This window comes from Streptomyces sp. NPDC058525, from assembly GCF_042719495.1.
Lineage (GTDB): Bacteria > Actinomycetota > Actinomycetes > Streptomycetales > Streptomycetaceae > Streptomyces.
The window spans coordinates 82,291-99,292 of sequence record NZ_JBHXNP010000015.1 but is presented as its reverse complement, the minus strand read 5'-3'; the positions used below and the strand labels follow the sequence as shown (position 1 = coordinate 99,292).

Here is a 17,002-nt window from a genome sequence, read left to right as displayed (position 1 = left end):
CCGACCGCTTTCTCTTTGGCATGATCCCGGCAGCAACAGACCCGGGGGAGCCCAATGATCCTGACCGTCACGCTCAACACCGCGCTCGACGTCACCTACCACGTGCCGCGGCTGCTCCCGCACGCCTCGCACCGGGTCGCCGCCGTCTCCGAGCGGCCCGGCGGCAAGGGCGTCAACGTGGCCCGCGTGCTGGCCGCCCTCGGCCACGAGGTGACCGCGACGGGCTTCGCGGGCGGGCCGGTCGGCGCCGTCGTACGGGAACTGCTCGCACGGTCCGCCGGCGTGACGGACGCCCTGCTCCCCTGCGCGGGCCCCACCCGCCGCACGGTCGCCGTCGTCGACGAAAGCTCCGGCGACACCACGCAGTTCAACGAGCCCGGCCCGCTGATCACCGCCGCGGAGTGGTCCGGCTTCCTCGACCGGTACGAGGACCTGCTGGCGGCCGGGACCCGCGCCGTGGCCCTGTGCGGCAGCCTGCCGCCCGGCGTGCCGGTGGGCGCGTACGCGGTGCTCGTACGGGCCGCCCGTGCGGCCGGGGTCCCCGTCCTGCTCGACACCAGCGGCGAGGCCCTGCGCCGCGGGGTCGCCGCCCGCCCCGAGATCATCAAGCCGAACGCCGCCGAGCTCGCCGAGCTGACCGGATCGCGCGAGCCGCTGCCCGCCACCCGCGACGCCCGCCGCCGCGGCGCCCACGCCGTGGTCACCTCGCTCGGCCCGGACGGCCTGCTGGCCGCCACCCCCGAGGGCGCCTGGCGGGCGGCCCCGCCGCGCGCCCTGGCCGGCAACCCCACCGGGGCCGGCGACTCCGCCGTCGCCGGGCTGCTGTCCGCCCTGGCCGAGGGCCTGGACTGGCCGGAGCGGCTGACGCGCGCGGTCGCCCTGTCGGCGGCCACCGTGCACGCCCCGGCGGCGGGAGAGTTCGACCCCCGCACCTACGAGGAGGTACGGGGGTCGGTGAAGGTCACGCGGGCGGACTAGCCGACCACCGGCTCAGCCCTGCTCCAGCCACAGCTGGTCGATGTTGACGTTGCACTTGTTGCCGGCCTCGCAGGACACCTTGATCGTGTTGGTGCCCTTGTCCAGGGTCACCTGACCCCACGTGCTCTGCCAGCCCTTCTCCCAGTCGCCCTTGGGCGAGTTGGCGAAGTTCCGCATGCTCAGCGGCGTGCTGTTGGGCTTGCCGTTCACGGCGAGGGTGGCGTTCGCCTCCTCACCAGGGATTCCGAACCGGACGTAGAACCGGTAGGTGCCCGCCTTCGGCACGTCCAGGGTCCAGGTCACCGCGGCACCGGGCTGGTTGAACTGGCCGACGTACTGGCCGCCCGAGCTCTTCGCGCCCGGCACGGTGGTCTCCAGCTTGGCACCGCCGCTGATCACCATGCCCGCGCCGGCCGCCTCGCCCCTGGGCAGCGGTGCCTCCGACGGCTTCGGGGAGTCGCTCGGGGCCGGGCTCGACGGGTTCTGCGGGGCCGGCGACTGCTGGCCCTTGCCCGCCGTATCCCCGCTCTTCTCCTTGCCGTCGTCGCCGAACGCCAGGGCCGCGCCGATGCCGATCGCGACCGCGCCGACCACCGCGACGGCCGCGATGAGCAGGCCCTTGCGGCTCGAACCGCCGCCGCCGTTGCCGCCGCCGTGCCCGCCGGAGTGCGAGATCGACTGCGTCTGGTGCTGCGGGGGCTGCTGCTGCGGCGGGACGCCGTAGCCGCCCGCCTGGAGTGCCTCCGGGGCCTGGTACTGCGCCTGGTACGGGGGCTGCGCGGGGCCCTGCTGCTGGGGCACGGGACCGCGCTGGCCGCCGTTGCGCCGGTCACCGACCGTGCGCACCTGGTGGTGCGAGGTACGCGGAACGCCCGGCTGTGCACCCGGCTGACCGCCGCCCGTCGGGCCGGGGTAGCCGTATCCGCCGCCCTGACCGGGCGGTGTGGCTCCGGCGGCCTGGCCGTCCGCGTAGAGATAGCCGAACGGATCGTCGTCCTCGGGCTTGTTCGCCCCACCGTGCGGGCCGTTGTTCGCGGGCGTCGTCATCGCAGGTCACTCCTTTCGACCCCCGGGAGCCTACCCCGAACACGTGCACCCACGAGCGGCCGATCGCCTCAGCCGGCCCGGCGGTGCGCCTTGGAGCGGGACCTTTTCTCGATGTACATGCGCTGGTCGGCGGAGCGCAGCACCTCGTCCGCCGACATGCCGCAGCTGGCCCAGCCGATGCCGAAACTGGCTCCGACACGGACCGCACGGCCGTCGACGCGGATCGGCGGGATGATCGCGTTGCGCAGCCGGACGGCGAGGTCGGCGGCGTCCGCGGCGCCGAGTCCGTCGGCGAGGACGACGAATTCGTCACCACCCAGCCGAGCGACGGTGTCACCGTCCCTGACGCCCGTCGTCAGCCGCCGGGCCACCTCGATCAGGACCGCGTCACCGGTGTGGTGCCCGAACCGGTCGTTGATCGACTTGAAGCCGTCGAGGTCGCAGAAGAGCACCGCGAGCCCCTTCGTCCCGTCGTCGACGTCGGACGCGGGCGCCACCGTGTGCACGTGGTGGTCGTACGGGCCGTCCGCCTGGGCGGGCACCGCCCCGGGGTACTCGTAGGAGTCGGGCGCGCCGAACCGGTCGGGGCCGGGTCCTGGCCCCGGGCCAGGGCCCGGGCCGTAGCCGGGTCCCGGGCCGTAGCCGGGCCCGGGGCCGTAGCCGGAGCCGTGGGCCGGATCGTGGCCGGGATCGTGGCCCGGGCCCGGGCCCGGTCCGGGGCCGTCGGGCCGAAAGCCGTGCTCACCCGCACCGCCCGCACCACCCGCACCGCCCGCACCACCCGACCCCACCCGCACCTCGTGCCCGTCGCGCCCTTCGTAGGCCGCGTCCAGGGCCTCGACGGCGGTGGCCCGTACGGACTGCGGTCTGCGGCACAGCCGGGCGGCGAGCCGGGCCCGCAGCTCGGCGCTGTTGGGCAGGCCGGTCAGCGAGTCGTGGCTGGCCCGGTGGGCGAGCTGGAGCTCGTGGCGCTTGCGCTCCTCGATGTCCTCGACGTGCGTCAGCAGGAACCGCGGCCCGTCGGCGGCGTCGGCGACCACGGAATTGCGCAGCGAGACCCATACATACGTGCCGTCGCGCCGGCCCAGCCGCAGCTCGGCGCGCCCGCCCTCGGCGGAGGTCCGCAGCAGGGTCCCGATGTCCTCGGGGTGGACCAGGTCGGAGAAGGAGTAGCGGCGCAGCACCGAGGCCGGGCGGCCCAGCAGCCGGCACAGCGCGTCGTTGGTCCGCAGCAGCCGGCCGTGCTGGTCCCCGCCCATCTCGGCGATGGCCATGCCGCTGGGCGCGTACTCGAAGGCCTGCCGGAAGGACTCCTCGCTGGCGCGCAGCGCCTGCTGCTCGCGCTCGAGGCGGACCAGGGCCCGCTGCATGTTCGCGCGGAGCCTGGCGTTGCTGATCGCAATCGCCGCCTGGAAGGCGTACATCTGGAGGGCCTCGCGGCCCCAGGCGCCGGGGCGGCGGCCGTTGCGCGGTCTGTCCACCGAAATGACACCCAGAAGTTCCCCGCCGGACGCGTACATGGGCGCGTAGAGCCGGTCCTCGGGGTGCCATTCGTCTTCGAAGCGCGGTTCGGGGCCGTCCGTGTGCCACTGGGGGACGTCGTCCTCCATGAGGACCCAGCCCTCGGTGTGCGGGATGAAGCGGAGCCCGTCCCAGTTCTCACCCATCGTCAGGCGGCGTTCCCAGGAGGCCCGGGAGCCGACCCGGCCGGTGATGAGGGCCTCCGCGGCGGGGTCGCCGGCGAAGGCGGCGACGACGAGATCACCGTCAGGGCGTACGAGGTTGACACAGGCGAGTTCGTAGCCGAGGCCCACGACGATGCCGTCCACGACGGTCTGCAGAGTGTCCGCCAGGCTCCGGGCCGTATTGAGCTCGGCCACCACCCGGTGCAGCTGCCGCAGGGTCGCAAGACGGACGTACGGCTCCGACTCGGTCTCCATTGCTCGCTCTCCCCGAGACCTCGACAGCAACTCCAGGTTTGTCATCGGCGTTTCGTTGCGGTGTCCCGTCCACTGAATCACAGTGAGCTGTGCGGCAGGTACACAGGGTCAACAAATCTTGCTCTCTGTGACTCAAGTCACATGAGATGAATATGAACGCGTCGGGAGCGGGTGCCGGCCGGGAGTCCTCCCCCGTCGTTCCCGGGAGCAAACGATACGCCTGAGGCCTAGGGCAAGGGGCGGGGACGCGACTCGGACCAGGGCCCGATGTGCGTGCGGGGAGGCGAGATTAGCGTTCGGAGCGTGCTGAAGACGACCCCCGTACCGACGGTGCCCCATGACAGCCCCCATGCTGAGGGAGTGAGCAACGAAGAGTTCCGGGCCGCCATGTCCCGGCTGGCGGCGGGCGTGTGCCTGATCACCGCGCACGAGGCCCCCCTGTCCGCGGACGGACCGCGCGGCGAGGACGTCGGGATGACGGCCACCGCCTTCATGTCGGTGTCCCTGGACCCGCCGCTGGTGCTGGTGAGCCTGCGCGAGGGCTCCCGGATGGACGACCTGCTGGCGGAGCAGCCGCTGTGGGCGGTCTCGCTCCTCGCCGACCACCAGCTCCAGATCGCCGGCCGGTTCGCCATGAAGGGCCGGATCAGCGACCGGCTGCTCTTCGCCGACCTCCCGTCCGTGCGCGGCGAGGTCTCGGGCGCCCCGCTGCTGAGCGGCGCGCTGGCCACCCTCGAATGCCGTACGGAGAACCGCGTCGAGGCGGGCGACCACACGCTGGTCATCGGCCGCGTCCTGAGCGCGGGCCTGCCCTCCCCGGACGGACAGCCCCTGACGTACTTCCGCGGCCGCTACCGGCACCTGAGCGGCTGAGGCGGCTCAGGGGGCTGAGGCGGCTGAGGCGGCTGAGGCGGCTGAGGCAGGTCAGGGGGCTGAGGCGGGTCAGGGGGCTGGGGCGGGTCAGGGGGCTGAGGCGGCTGAGGCAGGTCAGGGGGCTGAGGCGGTTCAGGCGGCCGAAGCGCGGCTCAGGCCCCGGCCCGCGGACGGCCCGGCCGGCTGTCCCGCGCCGCGGGCTACCAGTCGCGGCCGGTGCGGCCGCGCTTGGTCTCGGCGCGCGCCTTCTTCTCCCGCAGCCGCCGTTCGTTGATCCCCCGCGGGATCTTCGTCGCCCTGCGCGGCTTCGGCGGCGGCGCCGTCGCCTCGGCCAGCAGCGAAGCCAGCCGGACCAGCGCCATCTCCCGGTTGCGGAACTGCGAGCGGTGCTCGGAGGCCCGTACGGTCACCACCCCGTCCACCAGCCGCCCGGCGAGCCGCTCCAGCGCCCGCGCCCTCCACACCTCCGGCAGCGCCTTGGTCGCCGCCACGTCGAACAGCAGCTCCACGCGCGAGTCCGAGGTGTTCACGTGCTGGCCGCCGGGTCCCGAGGACCGCGAAAAGCGCCAGGCGAGCTCGCCCTCGGGGAGCACGACCGAACCGCGGATGACATAGGGACCAGGCATGCCCCCTATGATCCGTGCCCGCCCGCGCCCCGTCACCCCCATTAAAAAGCCGCGCGCGGCCACGCGTATTTCACCCCGGGAACCCGGCGGCCCTCTCGTGGCGTTAGAGGGGTGAGCGGTAACTTGACCGCCGTACGTGCATGTCGGATGAGGAAAGGGACATTCCCATGGCTGTCAGCCTGTCCAAGGGCGGCAACGTCTCGCTCACGAAGGAGGCCCCGGGCCTCGCTGCCGTCACGATCGGCCTCGGCTGGGACGTCCGTACGACCACCGGCGTCGACTTCGACCTCGACGCCTCGGCGATCGCGGTCAACCCGACCGGCAAGGTCGTCTCGGACGGCCACTTCGTCTTCTTCAACAACAAGTCCACCCCGGACCAGACCATCGTCCACACCGGTGACAACCGCACCGGCGAGGGCGCGGGCGACGACGAGGCCATCAACGTCAACCTCGCCGGCCTCCCCGCCGACGTGGACAAGATCGTCTTCCCCGTCTCCATCTACGACGCCGAGGCCCGCAGCCAGAACTTCGGCCAGGTCCGCAACGCGTACATCCGCGTCGTGAACCAGGCCGGCGGCGCCGAGATCGCCCGCTACGACCTCTCCGAGGACGCGGCGACCGAGACCGCCATGGTCTTCGGCGAGCTGTACCGCAACGGCGCCGAGTGGAAGTTCCGCGCGGTCGGCCAGGGCTACGCCTCCGGCCTCACCGGCATCGCGCAGGACTTCGGCGTCAACGTCTGATGAAGGCCTGACACCAGCGGTTTTACGGTGAAGCCCCCTCCCGGCCGTCCGGGGAGGGGGCTTCGCTACCGTTCGACAGGTGATTCTTCAACCGCTCGTCCCCGTGGACGGCGCCCTGCCCGGTCCGGTCCTCACCGAGATCGCCGCCCTGTACGCGACGAACCACGCGTTCTTCGAGCTCAGCGGCGACTTCCCCGCCCCGGACCGCATCACGGTCGAACAGGTCGCGGCCTCCCTCGCCGACGAACTCGCCCAGGACGGCGCCGAGGTCATCCTGGCCCGCTCCGCCGGCCGGCTCGTCGGCCTGGCCACCACCCTGGCCCACCACCCCGATCCGGCCGCCGAGGACCCGGACCCGTGGATCGGCCTGCTGCTCATCGATGCCACCGCGCACCGCGAGGGGTACGGCCGCGCCGTGGCCGCCCTGGTCGAGGACCGCTTCCGCACCGCGGGCCGCACGGGCGTGCGCCTCGCCGTACTCGACAACAACCCCAAGGCCCTGGCGTTCTGGCAGGCCCAGGGCTACCGGCTCGTGCGCAAGGGCAAGGACCGCGAACTGGGCCGGGAGTGCACCGTACTGCGCAAGGAGCTGACTCCCGAAGGGGCCGAACAGGCCTAGCGGGGCGGGCGGTCGCTGGTCAGCGGGGGCGGGCCTTCCCGTACAGCCAGACGTCCCAGACCTTCTTCAGGTCGTGCCCGGTGTGCCGCTCCGCGAAGGCGGTGAAGTCGGCCGTGCTCGCGTTCCCGTGCCGGTGCTCGGCGGCCCAGTCGCGCACCAGGGCGAAGAACTTCTCGTCCCCGACCTCCTGCCGGATCCGGTGCAGCACCATCGCGCCGCGGTAGTACACCGGGTTCCCGGAGATGTGCTCGGGGCCAGGCGGGTCGGCGGGCGGGAAGGCGTCCCAGTCGGAGTCGGCGGCCTCGTCGACCCCGGTGTCGCCGGCCAGGAAGGCGTCGAACTCCTGCTGCGCCGTGGTCCCGCCGTGGTCCTCGGTCCACAGCCACTCCGCGTACGTGGCGAAGCCCTCGTTGAGCCACATGTCCTTCCAGGACTTCGGCGACACCGAGTTGCCGAACCACTGGTGGGCGAGCTCGTGCAGCACGAGCTCCTCGCTGCCCGGCGCACCGGGGTAGACCGGCTTGGTCTGCGTCTCCAGCGCGTACTCGAGCGTCCCGGCGGGCAGCACGATCGCCCCGGCGGTCCCGAAGGGGTACGGACCGAAGCGGCGCGCGCCCCACTCCACCATCTCCGGCAGCCGCGCGAGGTCCGGCGCGCTCGCCGCCGCCTCCGCGGGCGTCACCGCGTTGTACAGGGCCACCCCGGACGGCGTCCGCCCGGTCTCCACCCGGTACTTGCCGACGGCCGCGGTCGCCAGATAGCTCGCCATCGGCTCCGGGCTGTGCCAGGCGAAGGTGGTCTTCCCGTCGGACCGCGTGGTCCGCGCGCGCAACTCGCCGTTCGACACGGCCTCGTAGCCCTTCGGCACCGTGATCGTGATGTCGTAGGCGGCCTTGTCGCTGGGGTGGTGGTTGCCCGGGAACCAGGTCATCGAGCCGACCGGCTGGCCGACGCCGACGGCCCCGTCCCCGGTGGTGACCCAGCCCTCCTCGGTGCCGTCCGCGTCCTTGAGGGCCTTGGGCCGGCCGGAGTAGTCGATCTCCGTACGGAAGACCTCGCCCTTCTCCAGGTCCTCGGCCGGACGCACGGTCAGCTCGTTGCCGGTCCGGTTGTACCGGGCCCCCTCGCCCTGGACGGTGACGCCCTCGACCTTCAGGCCGCTGAGGTCGAGGTTGAAGGAGCTGAGCCCCTGCTCGGCGCGGGCGGTGATCACCGCCGTGCCCTCGAGGCGCCCGTCGGCGGGGTCGTAGTCCAGGTCCAGCGCGTAGTGCTCGACCTGGTAGCCGCCGTTGCCCGCCTTGGGGAAGTACGGGTCGCGCAGCCCCGACGCACCCGGCCGCCCTTGCACCGTGCCCCCCGTACACCCTGTGGTGAGGGCGAGCAGGGCGGCGACGGCAGGGGCGGCGAGGCGGGAGAGCGCGCGGTGGTCCACGCACTCGATCCTAGGCGGGCCGAGCGCTCGGCCCCGGGGACTACTTGGCGAGCGCGTCGACGCCGGCCTTGGCGAACTTCTCGTCCAGGTCGCCGCTCGGGGCGCCGGCCACACCGATGCCGGCGACCGGGGCGCCGTTCGCCTGGACGGGGGCGCCGCCGCCGAGGAACAGGGTGCCGGGGATGTCCTTCAGGTTCGGGGTCTGGGCGAGGCGGCCCACGAGCACCGAGGTCGGGGCGTTCCAGGACACGGCGGTGAAGGCCTTGCGCTGGGCCGACTCGTAGGACTGCGGGCCCGCGCCGTCGCCACGCAGCGTGACGATGGTGTTGCCGTTGCGGTCGACGACCGCGACCGTCACCTTCTGGTTCTCGGCCTTGGCGGCCTGCAGCACCGCCTGGGCGGCGCGGGTGGCGGCGTCGACGGTGAGGTGGGTCGAGGTGGTGAAGTTCTTGTCGTCGTGCTTCGAGTCCTGCTTCGAGTCGTGCTTCGAGGCGGTCGAGACGGCGGCCGAAGCGGAAGCGGCAGCGGAGTCGGCGGCGGGCGTGGCACTGGCACTGACGGCGCCGAAGGCCCCGGCGCCCAGGGCGACGGCGAGAGCGGTACCGGTGAGGACGCGGGTGCGGGTGTTCATCTCTGCTCCTGAGAACGGTGAAACGGTGACGGCATCGGCGGACGGCTGGCGATCGGCGCCCGGCCTGCTTTCGCACCGGCCCGGCCCTTCCCCCGCCCTGCTCCAACCCTCACCCCGAACCCCCCGCCACCCCGTCCCCGTACCGGCTCGCCCCGCCCACCCCACCGGCTGACCCAGAGGTCAACCGATCAGCCGATGCGGCACCGCTCCGCGGCGGTATTGGCTGATCAGACCACCCCCACCAACTCCCAACCAAGCCCACCCCCTCAGACCCGCACCCAGCCCCCTCAGGCCGCGCCGGGCAAATCCAGCCCCGCCAGAGCCAAACCCAGCCCCGCCGGCGTTTGAGGCGCGGGGTCCGGGGCGGAGCCCCGGCAACGGCGCCGCACCCACCCCAGAACCCCCCACCGAACCCACACCGGCCCCGCCAGAGCCAAACCCAGCCCCGCCGGCGCTTGAGGCGCGGGGCCCGGCGCCGAGCCCCGGCACCACCGCCCAGGCGAGAATGGCCGTACGCCCCCCAACCCAGGAGCCCCCGTGACCCAGCCCCCGCGGAACCGCGACACCCGCACGCTGGCCACGGTCGCCCACACCGCGTTCTTCCTCCTGCTCGGCGCCTCCGTGGCCCGCTTCCTCCTCCGCCACCCCGGCGAACCCCGCACCCCCTGGGTCATCGCCCTCAGCATCACCCTGGCCCTGCTCTACGTCCTCGGCCCGGCCCTCGGCGGAACCCCCCAACCCCCCGGCGCACCCACACCTACACCCACGGCCACGGCCACGGCCACGGCCAACGACCCGGCCCGCCAACCCCCCGGCCGCCTCGTCTGGCTCGGCCTGGTCGTCACCACCTGGGTGGTCCTCGTCGTCCTCGCGCCGAGCTTCGCCTGGTGCGCCGTACCGCTCTTCTTCACCGCCCTGCGCACCCTCCCCCCACGCGCCGCGATCGTCCTCGTCGCCCTGCTCACCCTCTTCGTCGTCATCGCGCAGCTGAAGCTGGCCGGTTCCTTCGACCCCAACCTGCTCCTGGCCCCGCCCGCCGTGGCCGCCCTCGCCACCGCCGTGTTCGTACACATGGAGCGCCAGGCCCAGGCCCAGCGCGCACTGATCGACGACCTGATCCGCACCCGCCGGGAACTGGCCGCCACCGAACGCCGCGAAGGCACCCTCGCCGAGCGCCAGCGGCTGTCCATGGAGATCCACGACACCCTCGCGCAGAACCTCTCCAGCCAGCAGATGCTGCTCCAGGCCGCCGACCGCACCTGGGACACCGACCCCGGCACGGCCCGCGCGCACGTCCGTACCGCCACCGGCATCGCCGCCCGCGGCCTCGCCGAGGCCCGCCGCCTCGTGCACGACCTGGCCCCGGCCGAACTCGCCGACGGCACCGGCCTCGCCGAGGCCCTGCGCGCCCTGGACGCCGGCCCGGACATCGAGGTCCGCTTCCACCTCGAGGGCACCCCGGCCCCGCTCCCCGACCGCGTCCAGTCGGCCCTGCTGCGCATCGCCCAGGGCGCGCTGGCCAACGTCCGAGAGCACTCCGGCGCCCGTACGGCCGCACTGACCCTGAGCTTCCTCGGCGACCAGGTCGTCCTGGACGTCGCCGACGACGGCCACGGCCTCACCGACCACCGCCCCCGCCCTCGCCCCGGCACCGGCACCGGCACCCGCACCAGCCCCGCCCCCGGCCCCGGCCCCGCCGCCCAACGCGGCCACGGCCTGCCCGCCATGCGGGCCCGCGTCCGCCAGCTCGGCGGCACCCTGACCATCGAATCCACCCCCGGCGAGGGCACCGTCCTCTCCGCCGCCATCCCCCTGGAGCCGGCCCCATGACGACGATCCTGCTCTGCGACGACCACGTCGTGGTCCGCGCCGGACTCCTGGCCCTGCTGGGCAGCGAGCCCGACATCGAGGTGCTCGGCGAGGCGGGCAGCGGCGAGGAGGCCGTCGCCCTGGCCGCCAAGCTGCACCCCGACGTCGTCCTCATGGACCTCCAGCTCGGCGAGGGCATCGACGGCGTGGAGGCCACCCGCCGCATCACCGCCGCCCCCAACCCCCCGCACGTCCTCGTCCTCACCACCTACGACACCGACGCGGACATCACCCGGGCCATCGGCGCGGGCGCGACCGGCTACCTCCTCAAGGCGGAACGCCCCGAGGAGCTGTTCGCCGCGATCCACTCGGCCGCCCAGGGCCGCACCACGCTCTCCCCGCCGGTGGCCAGCCGCGTGATGGCCCACATGCGCGGCACCCGCCCCACCCTCACCGACCGCGAACTGGACATCCTCGGCCAGCTGGCCCGCGGCCTCGGCAACCGCGACATCGCCCGCGCACTGTTCATCAGCGAGGCCACCGTCAAGACCCACCTGGGCCGGATCTACGACAAGCTCGGCGTCGACACCCGCGCCGGCGCCGTATCCGTCGCCAAGGAACAGCGCCTCCTGCCGTCCTGAGCCGCCCCCGCTCCACCGGGGTGGGGACGCCCCCGCAGCCGTGACACCATCAGGTACGTGCTCGACATCGGCTACTCCCTCTCCCGGCGCTTCCCCGACCCCCCGCAGACCGACTACCGCTCGGCGGACGTCCACACCCTGCGCCACGACCTGTTCTGCGGGGACGTCTACCTCGCGGACACCGACAAGGACCGGGAAGTGTCCACAGCCTGGGGATGGGTGCCGGTACTGGACTTCGCCTGGGCGCTGTGCGACATCGTCGAGCAGCTCGACCGCGACCCGCGCGGCAACCGCTCCGCGCACCGCCAGTACGCCGAGATCGACTTCACCGAGTCCACGGACCGGATGCTCTTCGAGCGCCGCTTCGGCTGGGTCGACGTCGAGGCCGACTGGATGCCGGCGGAGGAAGCCCCGCTGACCTTCAGCCACCGCCTGCTGCGCCGCGAAGCCCGCGACTTCCTGCACGACCTGATCGCGGACCTGGTCGACATGCACGAGCCCCTGGCCGACAACCCGGCCATCTGGACCCTCCAGTCCCGCTTCCCCCGAGTCCCGGCCTAACCACCTGCGACGAACCCCCACCCCCACCCCGGGGCTCCGCCCCGTACCCCGCGCCTCAATCGCCGACGGGGCTGATCTCTGCTGCCACACCTTGCAGGCGACGGCCCAAAGCCCTGGGGTCCCAGCCCGCACACGGCAGCGGCGCGAGCCAAATCCAGCTCCGCACATGGCAGCGGCGCGAGCCAATTTCAGCCCCGCCGGCGATTGAGGCGCGGGGTCTGGGGCGGAGCCCCAGGTTCTTGAGCCGCACCGACCCAGGCTCGACCAGCCACGACCAAGCCCAGGCGCAGCCTGACCGGCCCGGTCCCGGGTCCGGGCGAAGCCCGAGCCGCGTCGGCCCCCTACCCCAGCACCCGCACCCCCAGCTGCGCAGCCATCGCCGGAGCCAAGTCCAGCAGCTGCGCCGGGCTGATCACCGCCCCCGCAAGCCCCTCCAGCCCCCGCGCCAGCGTCAGCTCGGACACGCCCCGCAGGTCCACGTCGGACATCCGCACCCCGCCGAAGTCCGCCCCCCGGACCACGCAGTCCACGAACTCCACCCGCTCCAGCACCGCCCCCGCGAAGTCCGGCTCCACCAGCACGCACGCCTCGAAGACCACGTCCCGCAGCCGCGCCTCCCGCAGGTTCAGGTAGTCGATCTTGCCCCCGCGCACGACCACCCGCTCCAGCACGGCCCCGTGCATCTGCACACCGCCCAGCCGTGCGTCCACCACCTCCACGTCCCGCACCGAAGCCCCCGACAGGTCGGTCCCCACCCCCCGGACCCCGTCCAGCACCGAGTCCAGGATCCGCGCCTTCGCCAGCCCCGCCTCGTCCAGCACGCAGCGCCGCACGGCGCAGTCCATGAAGCGGGCCCCCGCCCCCTCCTGACCCGTCAGGTCCAGGTCCGCGAACTCCAGCCCGTCGTAGTCCCCGTCGGGCTCCAGCTCACCGCCCTCCCACACCGCCGTCTCCAGCAGCCGTACCTCCGGCCGCCGCGCCGCCTTCACCGTCGCCCGCTGCTCCCGCCGCTCCCGCTGCGCCCGCTGTTCCCGCTGCTCCCACTGCCCTTTGCGCGCCATCACCCCATCCTGGCCCACGCCACCGACATTCCCTTGACCTCAACCACGCTCGAGGTCAGAGGCTGACCCCATGACCACGCAGAGCACCCCGCACACGGCCACCCCCACCCCCACACCCACGCCCACCCCCGCCACCACGCCCACCCCCACCCCCACCCCCACCCACATGAACGCCATCCGCCTCCACGCCTTCGGCCCCGCCGAGAACCTCACGTACGAGACCGTCCCCACCCCCGTCCCGGCCCCCGGCCAGGTCCGCATCGCCGTCGCCGCCGTCGGGGTCCACCTCCTCGACACCGCCCTCCGCCAAGGCGCCCAGGGCCCGGCCCCCACCCTCCCCGACCTCCCGACGATCCCCGGCCGCGAGGTCGCCGGCACCGTCGACGCCGTCGGCCCCGGCACCGACCCCGCCTGGCTCGGCAAGCCCGTCGTCACCCACCTCGGCTTCGCCCCCGGCGGCTACGCCGAGTACGCCGTCGCCGATGCCGGCCGCCTGCACGCCGTACCCGACGGCCTCGACCCCGCCCAGGCCGTCGCCATGATCGGCACCGGCCGGACCACCCTCGGGATCCTCCAGTTCACCGACCTCGGCCCCGGCTCGGTAGCCCTGGTCCCCGCCGCCGCGGGCGGCATCGGCACCCTGCTCGTCCAGTACGCCAGGAACGCCGGCGCCACCGTCATCGCCCTCGCGGGCGGCCCCGCCAAAACCGCCCTCGCCGCCGCCAACGGCGCCCACCTCGCCCTCGACTACACCGCCCCCGGCTGGGCCGACGCCGTACGCGCCGCGCACCCGGGCGGCGCCACCGTCCTCTTCGACTCGGTCGGCGGCGACGCCGCCCGTACCGCCCTCGGCCTGCTCGCCCCCGGCGCCCTCCACCTGGTCTTCGGCTGGTCCTCGGGCCCCCTGACCCTCACCGACGCCGAACAGGCCTACCTCACCGCCCGCTCCATCACCACCCACCACGTCCTCGGCCCCGCCATGCTCCAGGCCGTCGGCGCCCCCGACCCCCTCCGCGTACTGGAATCCCGCGCCCTGGCCGAAGCCGCCGCCGGCCGCCTCCGCCCGGCCCTCCACCGCCTGCCCCTCGCCGAGGCCGCAGCCGCCCACCGGGCCCTGGAATCCCGCGCCACGACGGGCAAGGTGGTCCTGGAACCCTGACCCCCAGGTGCAGGCGTACACGCTGCTCACTGGTGAGCCCACCATCCGGCGCCCGTGCCGGCGGCAGTGGCGACGAGAGTGACCAGCCACACGGGCACGCGCTGAATGGTCAGGTGGAGCCCTCCACAGCGGAGTTCGAGTGCCGGAAGCGGGGTGACGGGTTTCGTGCTGCGGCTCATCCTGTCGTCCTCTCTCTGGGCGAGGCCCTGCTCGGGTCGCATGTCCTCTGACTCCTGTCGCGCGCCGTTGCGTGACGTAGAGGGGGGCGTAACGCCGCGACACGGGCCCGCGCGCAGGTAGGACAGCACGGGGTGGTCAAACGCGGCGACGCGCCGGATGCGTCCGCTGGGTGAGGGCTTCGATGCCCCTCCGGACGATCGCGCTGATCACGTCATCGGGCTATCGCGGCGGACGACGACCTGCGGGTGGATCACGATGCGCATGCCGCGCCCGTGGCGGGACAGCTCGTTCGTCACGGAGTCCACCAGGAACGGCATGTCGTCGGTGACCACCTCGACGACGGAGTGGCTCCCCCAGGGGGCATTCTTGCGTCGCGTCCCGAGAATCATTGCGAATCACGCAGGACAGGGAGCCCGTACCCGCCCCATCCTGGTCGGGACTTGTCCGCTGGTGGGAGGGGAACGGCAATGGCACGGCGGCTCCGATTCATCGGTACCAACTCCGGCAACGACGGATGCCCGACCCTGTACGAGGACCTGGACACCGGGGAGGTCCTGGTCCAGGGCAACGCGGTGACCGACCCCCAGGACGTGGCGCAACTTCGGAGCGTCAAGGATGGGGAGGGGTTCGTGGTCGTCCCACGCGTACTCCTGGCCGACTTCGCGCCCCGGGACGCGGAAAGGACGCCCGTGCTGATCGACTTCGAGGAGTTCGCCGGGATGTTCCGGACCTTCGCGCACACGGCTTGGCGCCTGGAGACCCGGCGTCGCTACCAGTCGGACGAGGAGACCGAGACGTACCAGCGGTTCATCCGGGGCGAGGACGTCGACTGGGACCTGGACGACCCCTGGTGCGTATCCCGGAGCGAGCAGTCCGCTCTGGGCAAGCGCTTCGAGCGGGTGCGGATCGCCGACAATCCGCCCACCCCCGGCCAGCGCTACCTGCTCGACAACGCCCGCCGCAACAGCGCGGTCGGCGAGGACATCCGCAACCTGTGGCGCTCCGAGGCCGAAGCCCTGCAACTACCCGACGCTGACTTCTGGCTCTTCGACTCCCGGGTCATCGCCCGGCTCCACTTCGATGACGACGACGCGATGACCGGCGTCGAGCTGGTCACGGACCCCGTCGAGGTGGCCCGCGCCTGCCAGGTCAGGGACGCCGCGTGGCACCACGCCGTGCCGTACGAGACCTTCGCGGAACAGGTGCCGTCCGCCGAGTGAGCACCGACTTCCAACAAGCACGAGTTGCCCTCGGTGCGCGGCTGCGCGAGCTGCGCACCGATCGGCGTCTCACCGGCCGCCAGCTGGCGGTCCTGCTGGGCTGGGCCCAGTCCAAGATCAGCAAGCTGGAGACCGGCCGCCAGACCGCGACGGCGGACGACCTGCTGGCGTGGGCGGACGCCACCGGCCATCCGCAGGCGGCGGAGGAGCTGATCACCCGGCTCCGGAGTCTGGAGTCCCGGTCCCGCGCGTGGCGCAGACAGCTCGCCGCGGGCCACAAGCCGGTCCAGGACACGCTGACAGCGGAGTACGAACGCACGAGGACGTTCCACGTCTGGCAGGGCTCCACGGTCGTGGGCATGCTCCAGACCGCCGAGTACGCCCGCCACGTCTTCACCCGTTACGCCGACCTCCACCAGTCCGTCCGGGACACCGAGGAAGCCGTACGGGCCCGTGTGAAGCGCCAGGAGATGCTGTACGAGCCGGGGCGCACGTTCCACATCGTGATGTGGGAGGCCGCGCTCCGGGCTCTCGTATGCCCTCCGCCGGTACTGGCCGCCCAGCTCGACCGCCTGGCGGGCGTCCTCGGGCTGGACACCGTCTCCTTGGGCATCGTCCCGTTCGGCGCCTCCCTGAAGATCCCGCCGGCCAACGGCTTCTGGCTCTACGACGATCGCCTGGTGATCGCGGAGGACTGGCACGCGGAACTCTGGCTGGACGACGCGGACAGCGTGGGCGTGTACCGGAAGGTCTGGCAGGCACTCTCCGATTCCGCGGTCTACGGCGCGGACGCCCACCGCGTGATCGCCCGCGCCCGGCGGGCTCTCGATACCGCCTGAGAATCCCCCGGAAGATCACGGACCGGACCGAGAATCCCGGCGAATCAGCCCCCACAGAGCCCGGCAACCACCCCTAGCGTCCCTCCCATGGACAGCTCGCACGAACTGGAGACAGTGACCCCGAGCACGGTCGTGGAGTCGCTGCGCGAATCGCTGATGGCCGCCGGAATCGTTCTCCCCTCGCTGGGCATCGACCCGGCACCGCCCGGCCCGGGGCTGGTGAAGCTGGGCCGTGTCCGCCCCGACGTCGCCGTGAAGCTGGCGCAGGTCGTGAAGCGGGGGACCGCATGAGCGCACGCGACAGCCATCCGGACGGTACGGAACCCGGTTGGGCACGGTTCGAGGGCCCGGACCTGAATCTCGGGAACGCCTTGAAGCGGCGTCCGTGCGAGTGCGGCCGACCGGTGTGTCCCGCGTACCGCCCGGCCACCGGGAGTACCCAGCGGCTGAGCGCCAAGGTGACCGAAGCGAACCGGCGGAGTCAGGGGACTGCGCAGTGAGCGCCCCGCCGGGACCGCCGCCAGAGTCCTGGGACGACATAGCGGCCCGACTGACCCCACCCCGCAGACTCCGCCCCGGTGACCGATCCACCGTTCTGCCGGGGCGGCACACAGCACCACTCATCCCTCACGAGAAGGAGCAC

At 73.1% G+C, this 17,002-nt stretch carries 17 protein-coding genes and 1 pseudogene; 11 read left to right on the top strand and 7 right to left on the bottom strand.

Annotation, left to right across the window (positions count from 1 at the left end; all coding sequences use genetic code 11):
* Window positions 1-54 precede the first annotated feature (54 nt).
* Window positions 55-978 carry a 1-phosphofructokinase family hexose kinase gene (locus ACFWP3_RS10835; protein WP_384218631.1) on the top strand — a complete coding sequence of 308 codons (924 nt, stop codon included), beginning with the start codon at window positions 55-57 and terminating at the stop codon, window positions 976-978.
* A 12-nt stretch (window positions 979-990) separates the two neighbouring features.
* Here ACFWP3_RS10835 and ACFWP3_RS10830 read toward each other — a convergent pair whose 3' ends face one another.
* Both ACFWP3_RS10830 and cdgB read right to left on the bottom strand, forming a co-directional pair.
* Entirely contained in the window at window positions 991-2,025 is a 1,035-nt protein-coding gene (locus ACFWP3_RS10830) for a CBM35 domain-containing protein (protein WP_384218629.1), read from the bottom strand.
* Window positions 2,026-2,093: 68 nt separating this feature from the next.
* Window positions 2,094-3,965, bottom strand: coding sequence for a diguanylate cyclase CdgB (gene cdgB / locus ACFWP3_RS10825; protein WP_384218626.1), 1,872 nt, complete (start codon window positions 3,963-3,965; stop codon window positions 2,094-2,096).
* Window positions 3,966-4,352: 387 nt separating this feature from the next.
* Here cdgB and ACFWP3_RS10820 point away from each other — a divergent pair, with 387 nt between their 5' ends.
* On the top strand, window positions 4,353-4,838 hold the full coding sequence (locus tag ACFWP3_RS10820) for a flavin reductase family protein (protein WP_384218660.1): 486 nt from the start codon (window positions 4,353-4,355) through the stop codon (window positions 4,836-4,838).
* 200 nt (window positions 4,839-5,038) lie between these two features.
* Here ACFWP3_RS10820 and arfB read toward each other — a convergent pair whose 3' ends face one another.
* Window positions 5,039-5,464 carry an alternative ribosome rescue aminoacyl-tRNA hydrolase ArfB gene (gene arfB, locus ACFWP3_RS10815; protein ID WP_384218624.1) on the bottom strand — a complete coding sequence of 142 codons (426 nt, stop codon included), beginning with the start codon at window positions 5,462-5,464 and terminating at the stop codon, window positions 5,039-5,041.
* A 167-nt stretch (window positions 5,465-5,631) separates the two neighbouring features.
* On the opposite strand from arfB, the gene ACFWP3_RS10810 reads away from it, so the two are divergent.
* Window positions 5,632-6,207, top strand: a complete 576-nt coding sequence (locus tag ACFWP3_RS10810) for a TerD family protein (protein WP_384218622.1) — start codon at window positions 5,632-5,634, stop codon at window positions 6,205-6,207.
* Window positions 6,208-6,286: 79 nt separating this feature from the next.
* Entirely contained in the window at window positions 6,287-6,826 is a 540-nt protein-coding gene (locus tag ACFWP3_RS10805) for a GNAT family N-acetyltransferase (protein WP_384218619.1), read from the top strand.
* Window positions 6,827-6,845: 19 nt separating this feature from the next.
* Here ACFWP3_RS10805 and ACFWP3_RS10800 read toward each other — a convergent pair whose 3' ends face one another.
* Both ACFWP3_RS10800 and ACFWP3_RS10795 read right to left on the bottom strand, forming a co-directional pair.
* A complete protein-coding gene (locus tag ACFWP3_RS10800; protein WP_384218617.1) occupies window positions 6,846-8,258 on the bottom strand; it encodes a M1 family metallopeptidase in 1,413 nt (470 codons plus the stop codon).
* 40 nt (window positions 8,259-8,298) lie between these two features.
* Entirely contained in the window at window positions 8,299-8,889 is a 591-nt protein-coding gene (locus tag ACFWP3_RS10795; protein WP_384218614.1) for a heme-binding protein, read from the bottom strand.
* Between the two features lie 537 nt (window positions 8,890-9,426).
* Here ACFWP3_RS10795 and ACFWP3_RS10790 point away from each other — a divergent pair.
* Genes ACFWP3_RS10790 through ACFWP3_RS10780 form a run of 3 tightly spaced genes read left to right on the top strand, consistent with a single transcriptional unit; the run spans window position 9,427 to window position 11,900 of the window.
* Complete coding sequence (locus ACFWP3_RS10790; RefSeq protein ID WP_384218612.1) at window positions 9,427-10,719, top strand: sensor histidine kinase; 1,293 nt, start codon at window positions 9,427-9,429, stop codon at window positions 10,717-10,719.
* Window positions 10,716-11,339 carry a response regulator gene (locus ACFWP3_RS10785; RefSeq protein WP_384218610.1) on the top strand — a complete coding sequence of 208 codons (624 nt, stop codon included), beginning with the start codon at window positions 10,716-10,718 and terminating at the stop codon, window positions 11,337-11,339. Before ACFWP3_RS10790 ends, ACFWP3_RS10785 begins: the two co-directional genes overlap by 4 nt.
* A 57-nt stretch (window positions 11,340-11,396) precedes the next feature.
* Complete coding sequence (locus ACFWP3_RS10780; protein WP_384218608.1) at window positions 11,397-11,900, top strand: hypothetical protein; 504 nt, start codon at window positions 11,397-11,399, stop codon at window positions 11,898-11,900.
* A gap of 341 nt (window positions 11,901-12,241) precedes the next feature.
* Here the strand turns inward: ACFWP3_RS10780 and ACFWP3_RS10775 are convergent, their stop codons facing one another.
* On the bottom strand, window positions 12,242-12,889 hold the full coding sequence (locus ACFWP3_RS10775; protein ID WP_384218658.1) for a pentapeptide repeat-containing protein: 648 nt from the start codon (window positions 12,887-12,889) through the stop codon (window positions 12,242-12,244).
* A gap of 238 nt (window positions 12,890-13,127) precedes the next feature.
* On the opposite strand from ACFWP3_RS10775, the gene ACFWP3_RS10770 reads away from it, so the two are divergent.
* Window positions 13,128-14,120: a zinc-binding dehydrogenase gene (locus ACFWP3_RS10770; protein WP_384218656.1), complete on the top strand. Its 993-nt coding sequence runs from the start codon at window positions 13,128-13,130 to the stop codon at window positions 14,118-14,120.
* A gap of 401 nt (window positions 14,121-14,521) precedes the next feature.
* Here the strand turns inward: ACFWP3_RS10770 and ACFWP3_RS10765 are convergent.
* Window positions 14,522-14,650 (bottom strand): annotated as a pseudogene (locus tag ACFWP3_RS10765) (hypothetical protein); the annotation flags it as partial.
* Window positions 14,651-14,767: 117 nt separating this feature from the next.
* On the opposite strand from ACFWP3_RS10765, the gene ACFWP3_RS10760 reads away from it, so the two are divergent.
* The 3 genes from ACFWP3_RS10760 (at window position 14,768) to ACFWP3_RS10750 (ending at window position 16,650) form a co-directional block, all read left to right on the top strand.
* Window positions 14,768-15,520, top strand: coding sequence for a DUF6879 family protein (locus ACFWP3_RS10760; protein WP_384218606.1), 753 nt, complete (start codon window positions 14,768-14,770; stop codon window positions 15,518-15,520).
* Complete coding sequence (locus tag ACFWP3_RS10755; RefSeq protein WP_384218604.1) at window positions 15,517-16,359, top strand: helix-turn-helix domain-containing protein; 843 nt, start codon at window positions 15,517-15,519, stop codon at window positions 16,357-16,359. Before ACFWP3_RS10760 ends, ACFWP3_RS10755 begins: the two co-directional genes overlap by 4 nt.
* 87 nt (window positions 16,360-16,446) lie before the next feature.
* Window positions 16,447-16,650 carry a hypothetical protein gene (locus tag ACFWP3_RS10750; protein ID WP_384218601.1) on the top strand — a complete coding sequence of 68 codons (204 nt, stop codon included), beginning with the start codon at window positions 16,447-16,449 and terminating at the stop codon, window positions 16,648-16,650.
* The last annotated feature ends 352 nt before the right edge of the window (window positions 16,651-17,002 follow it).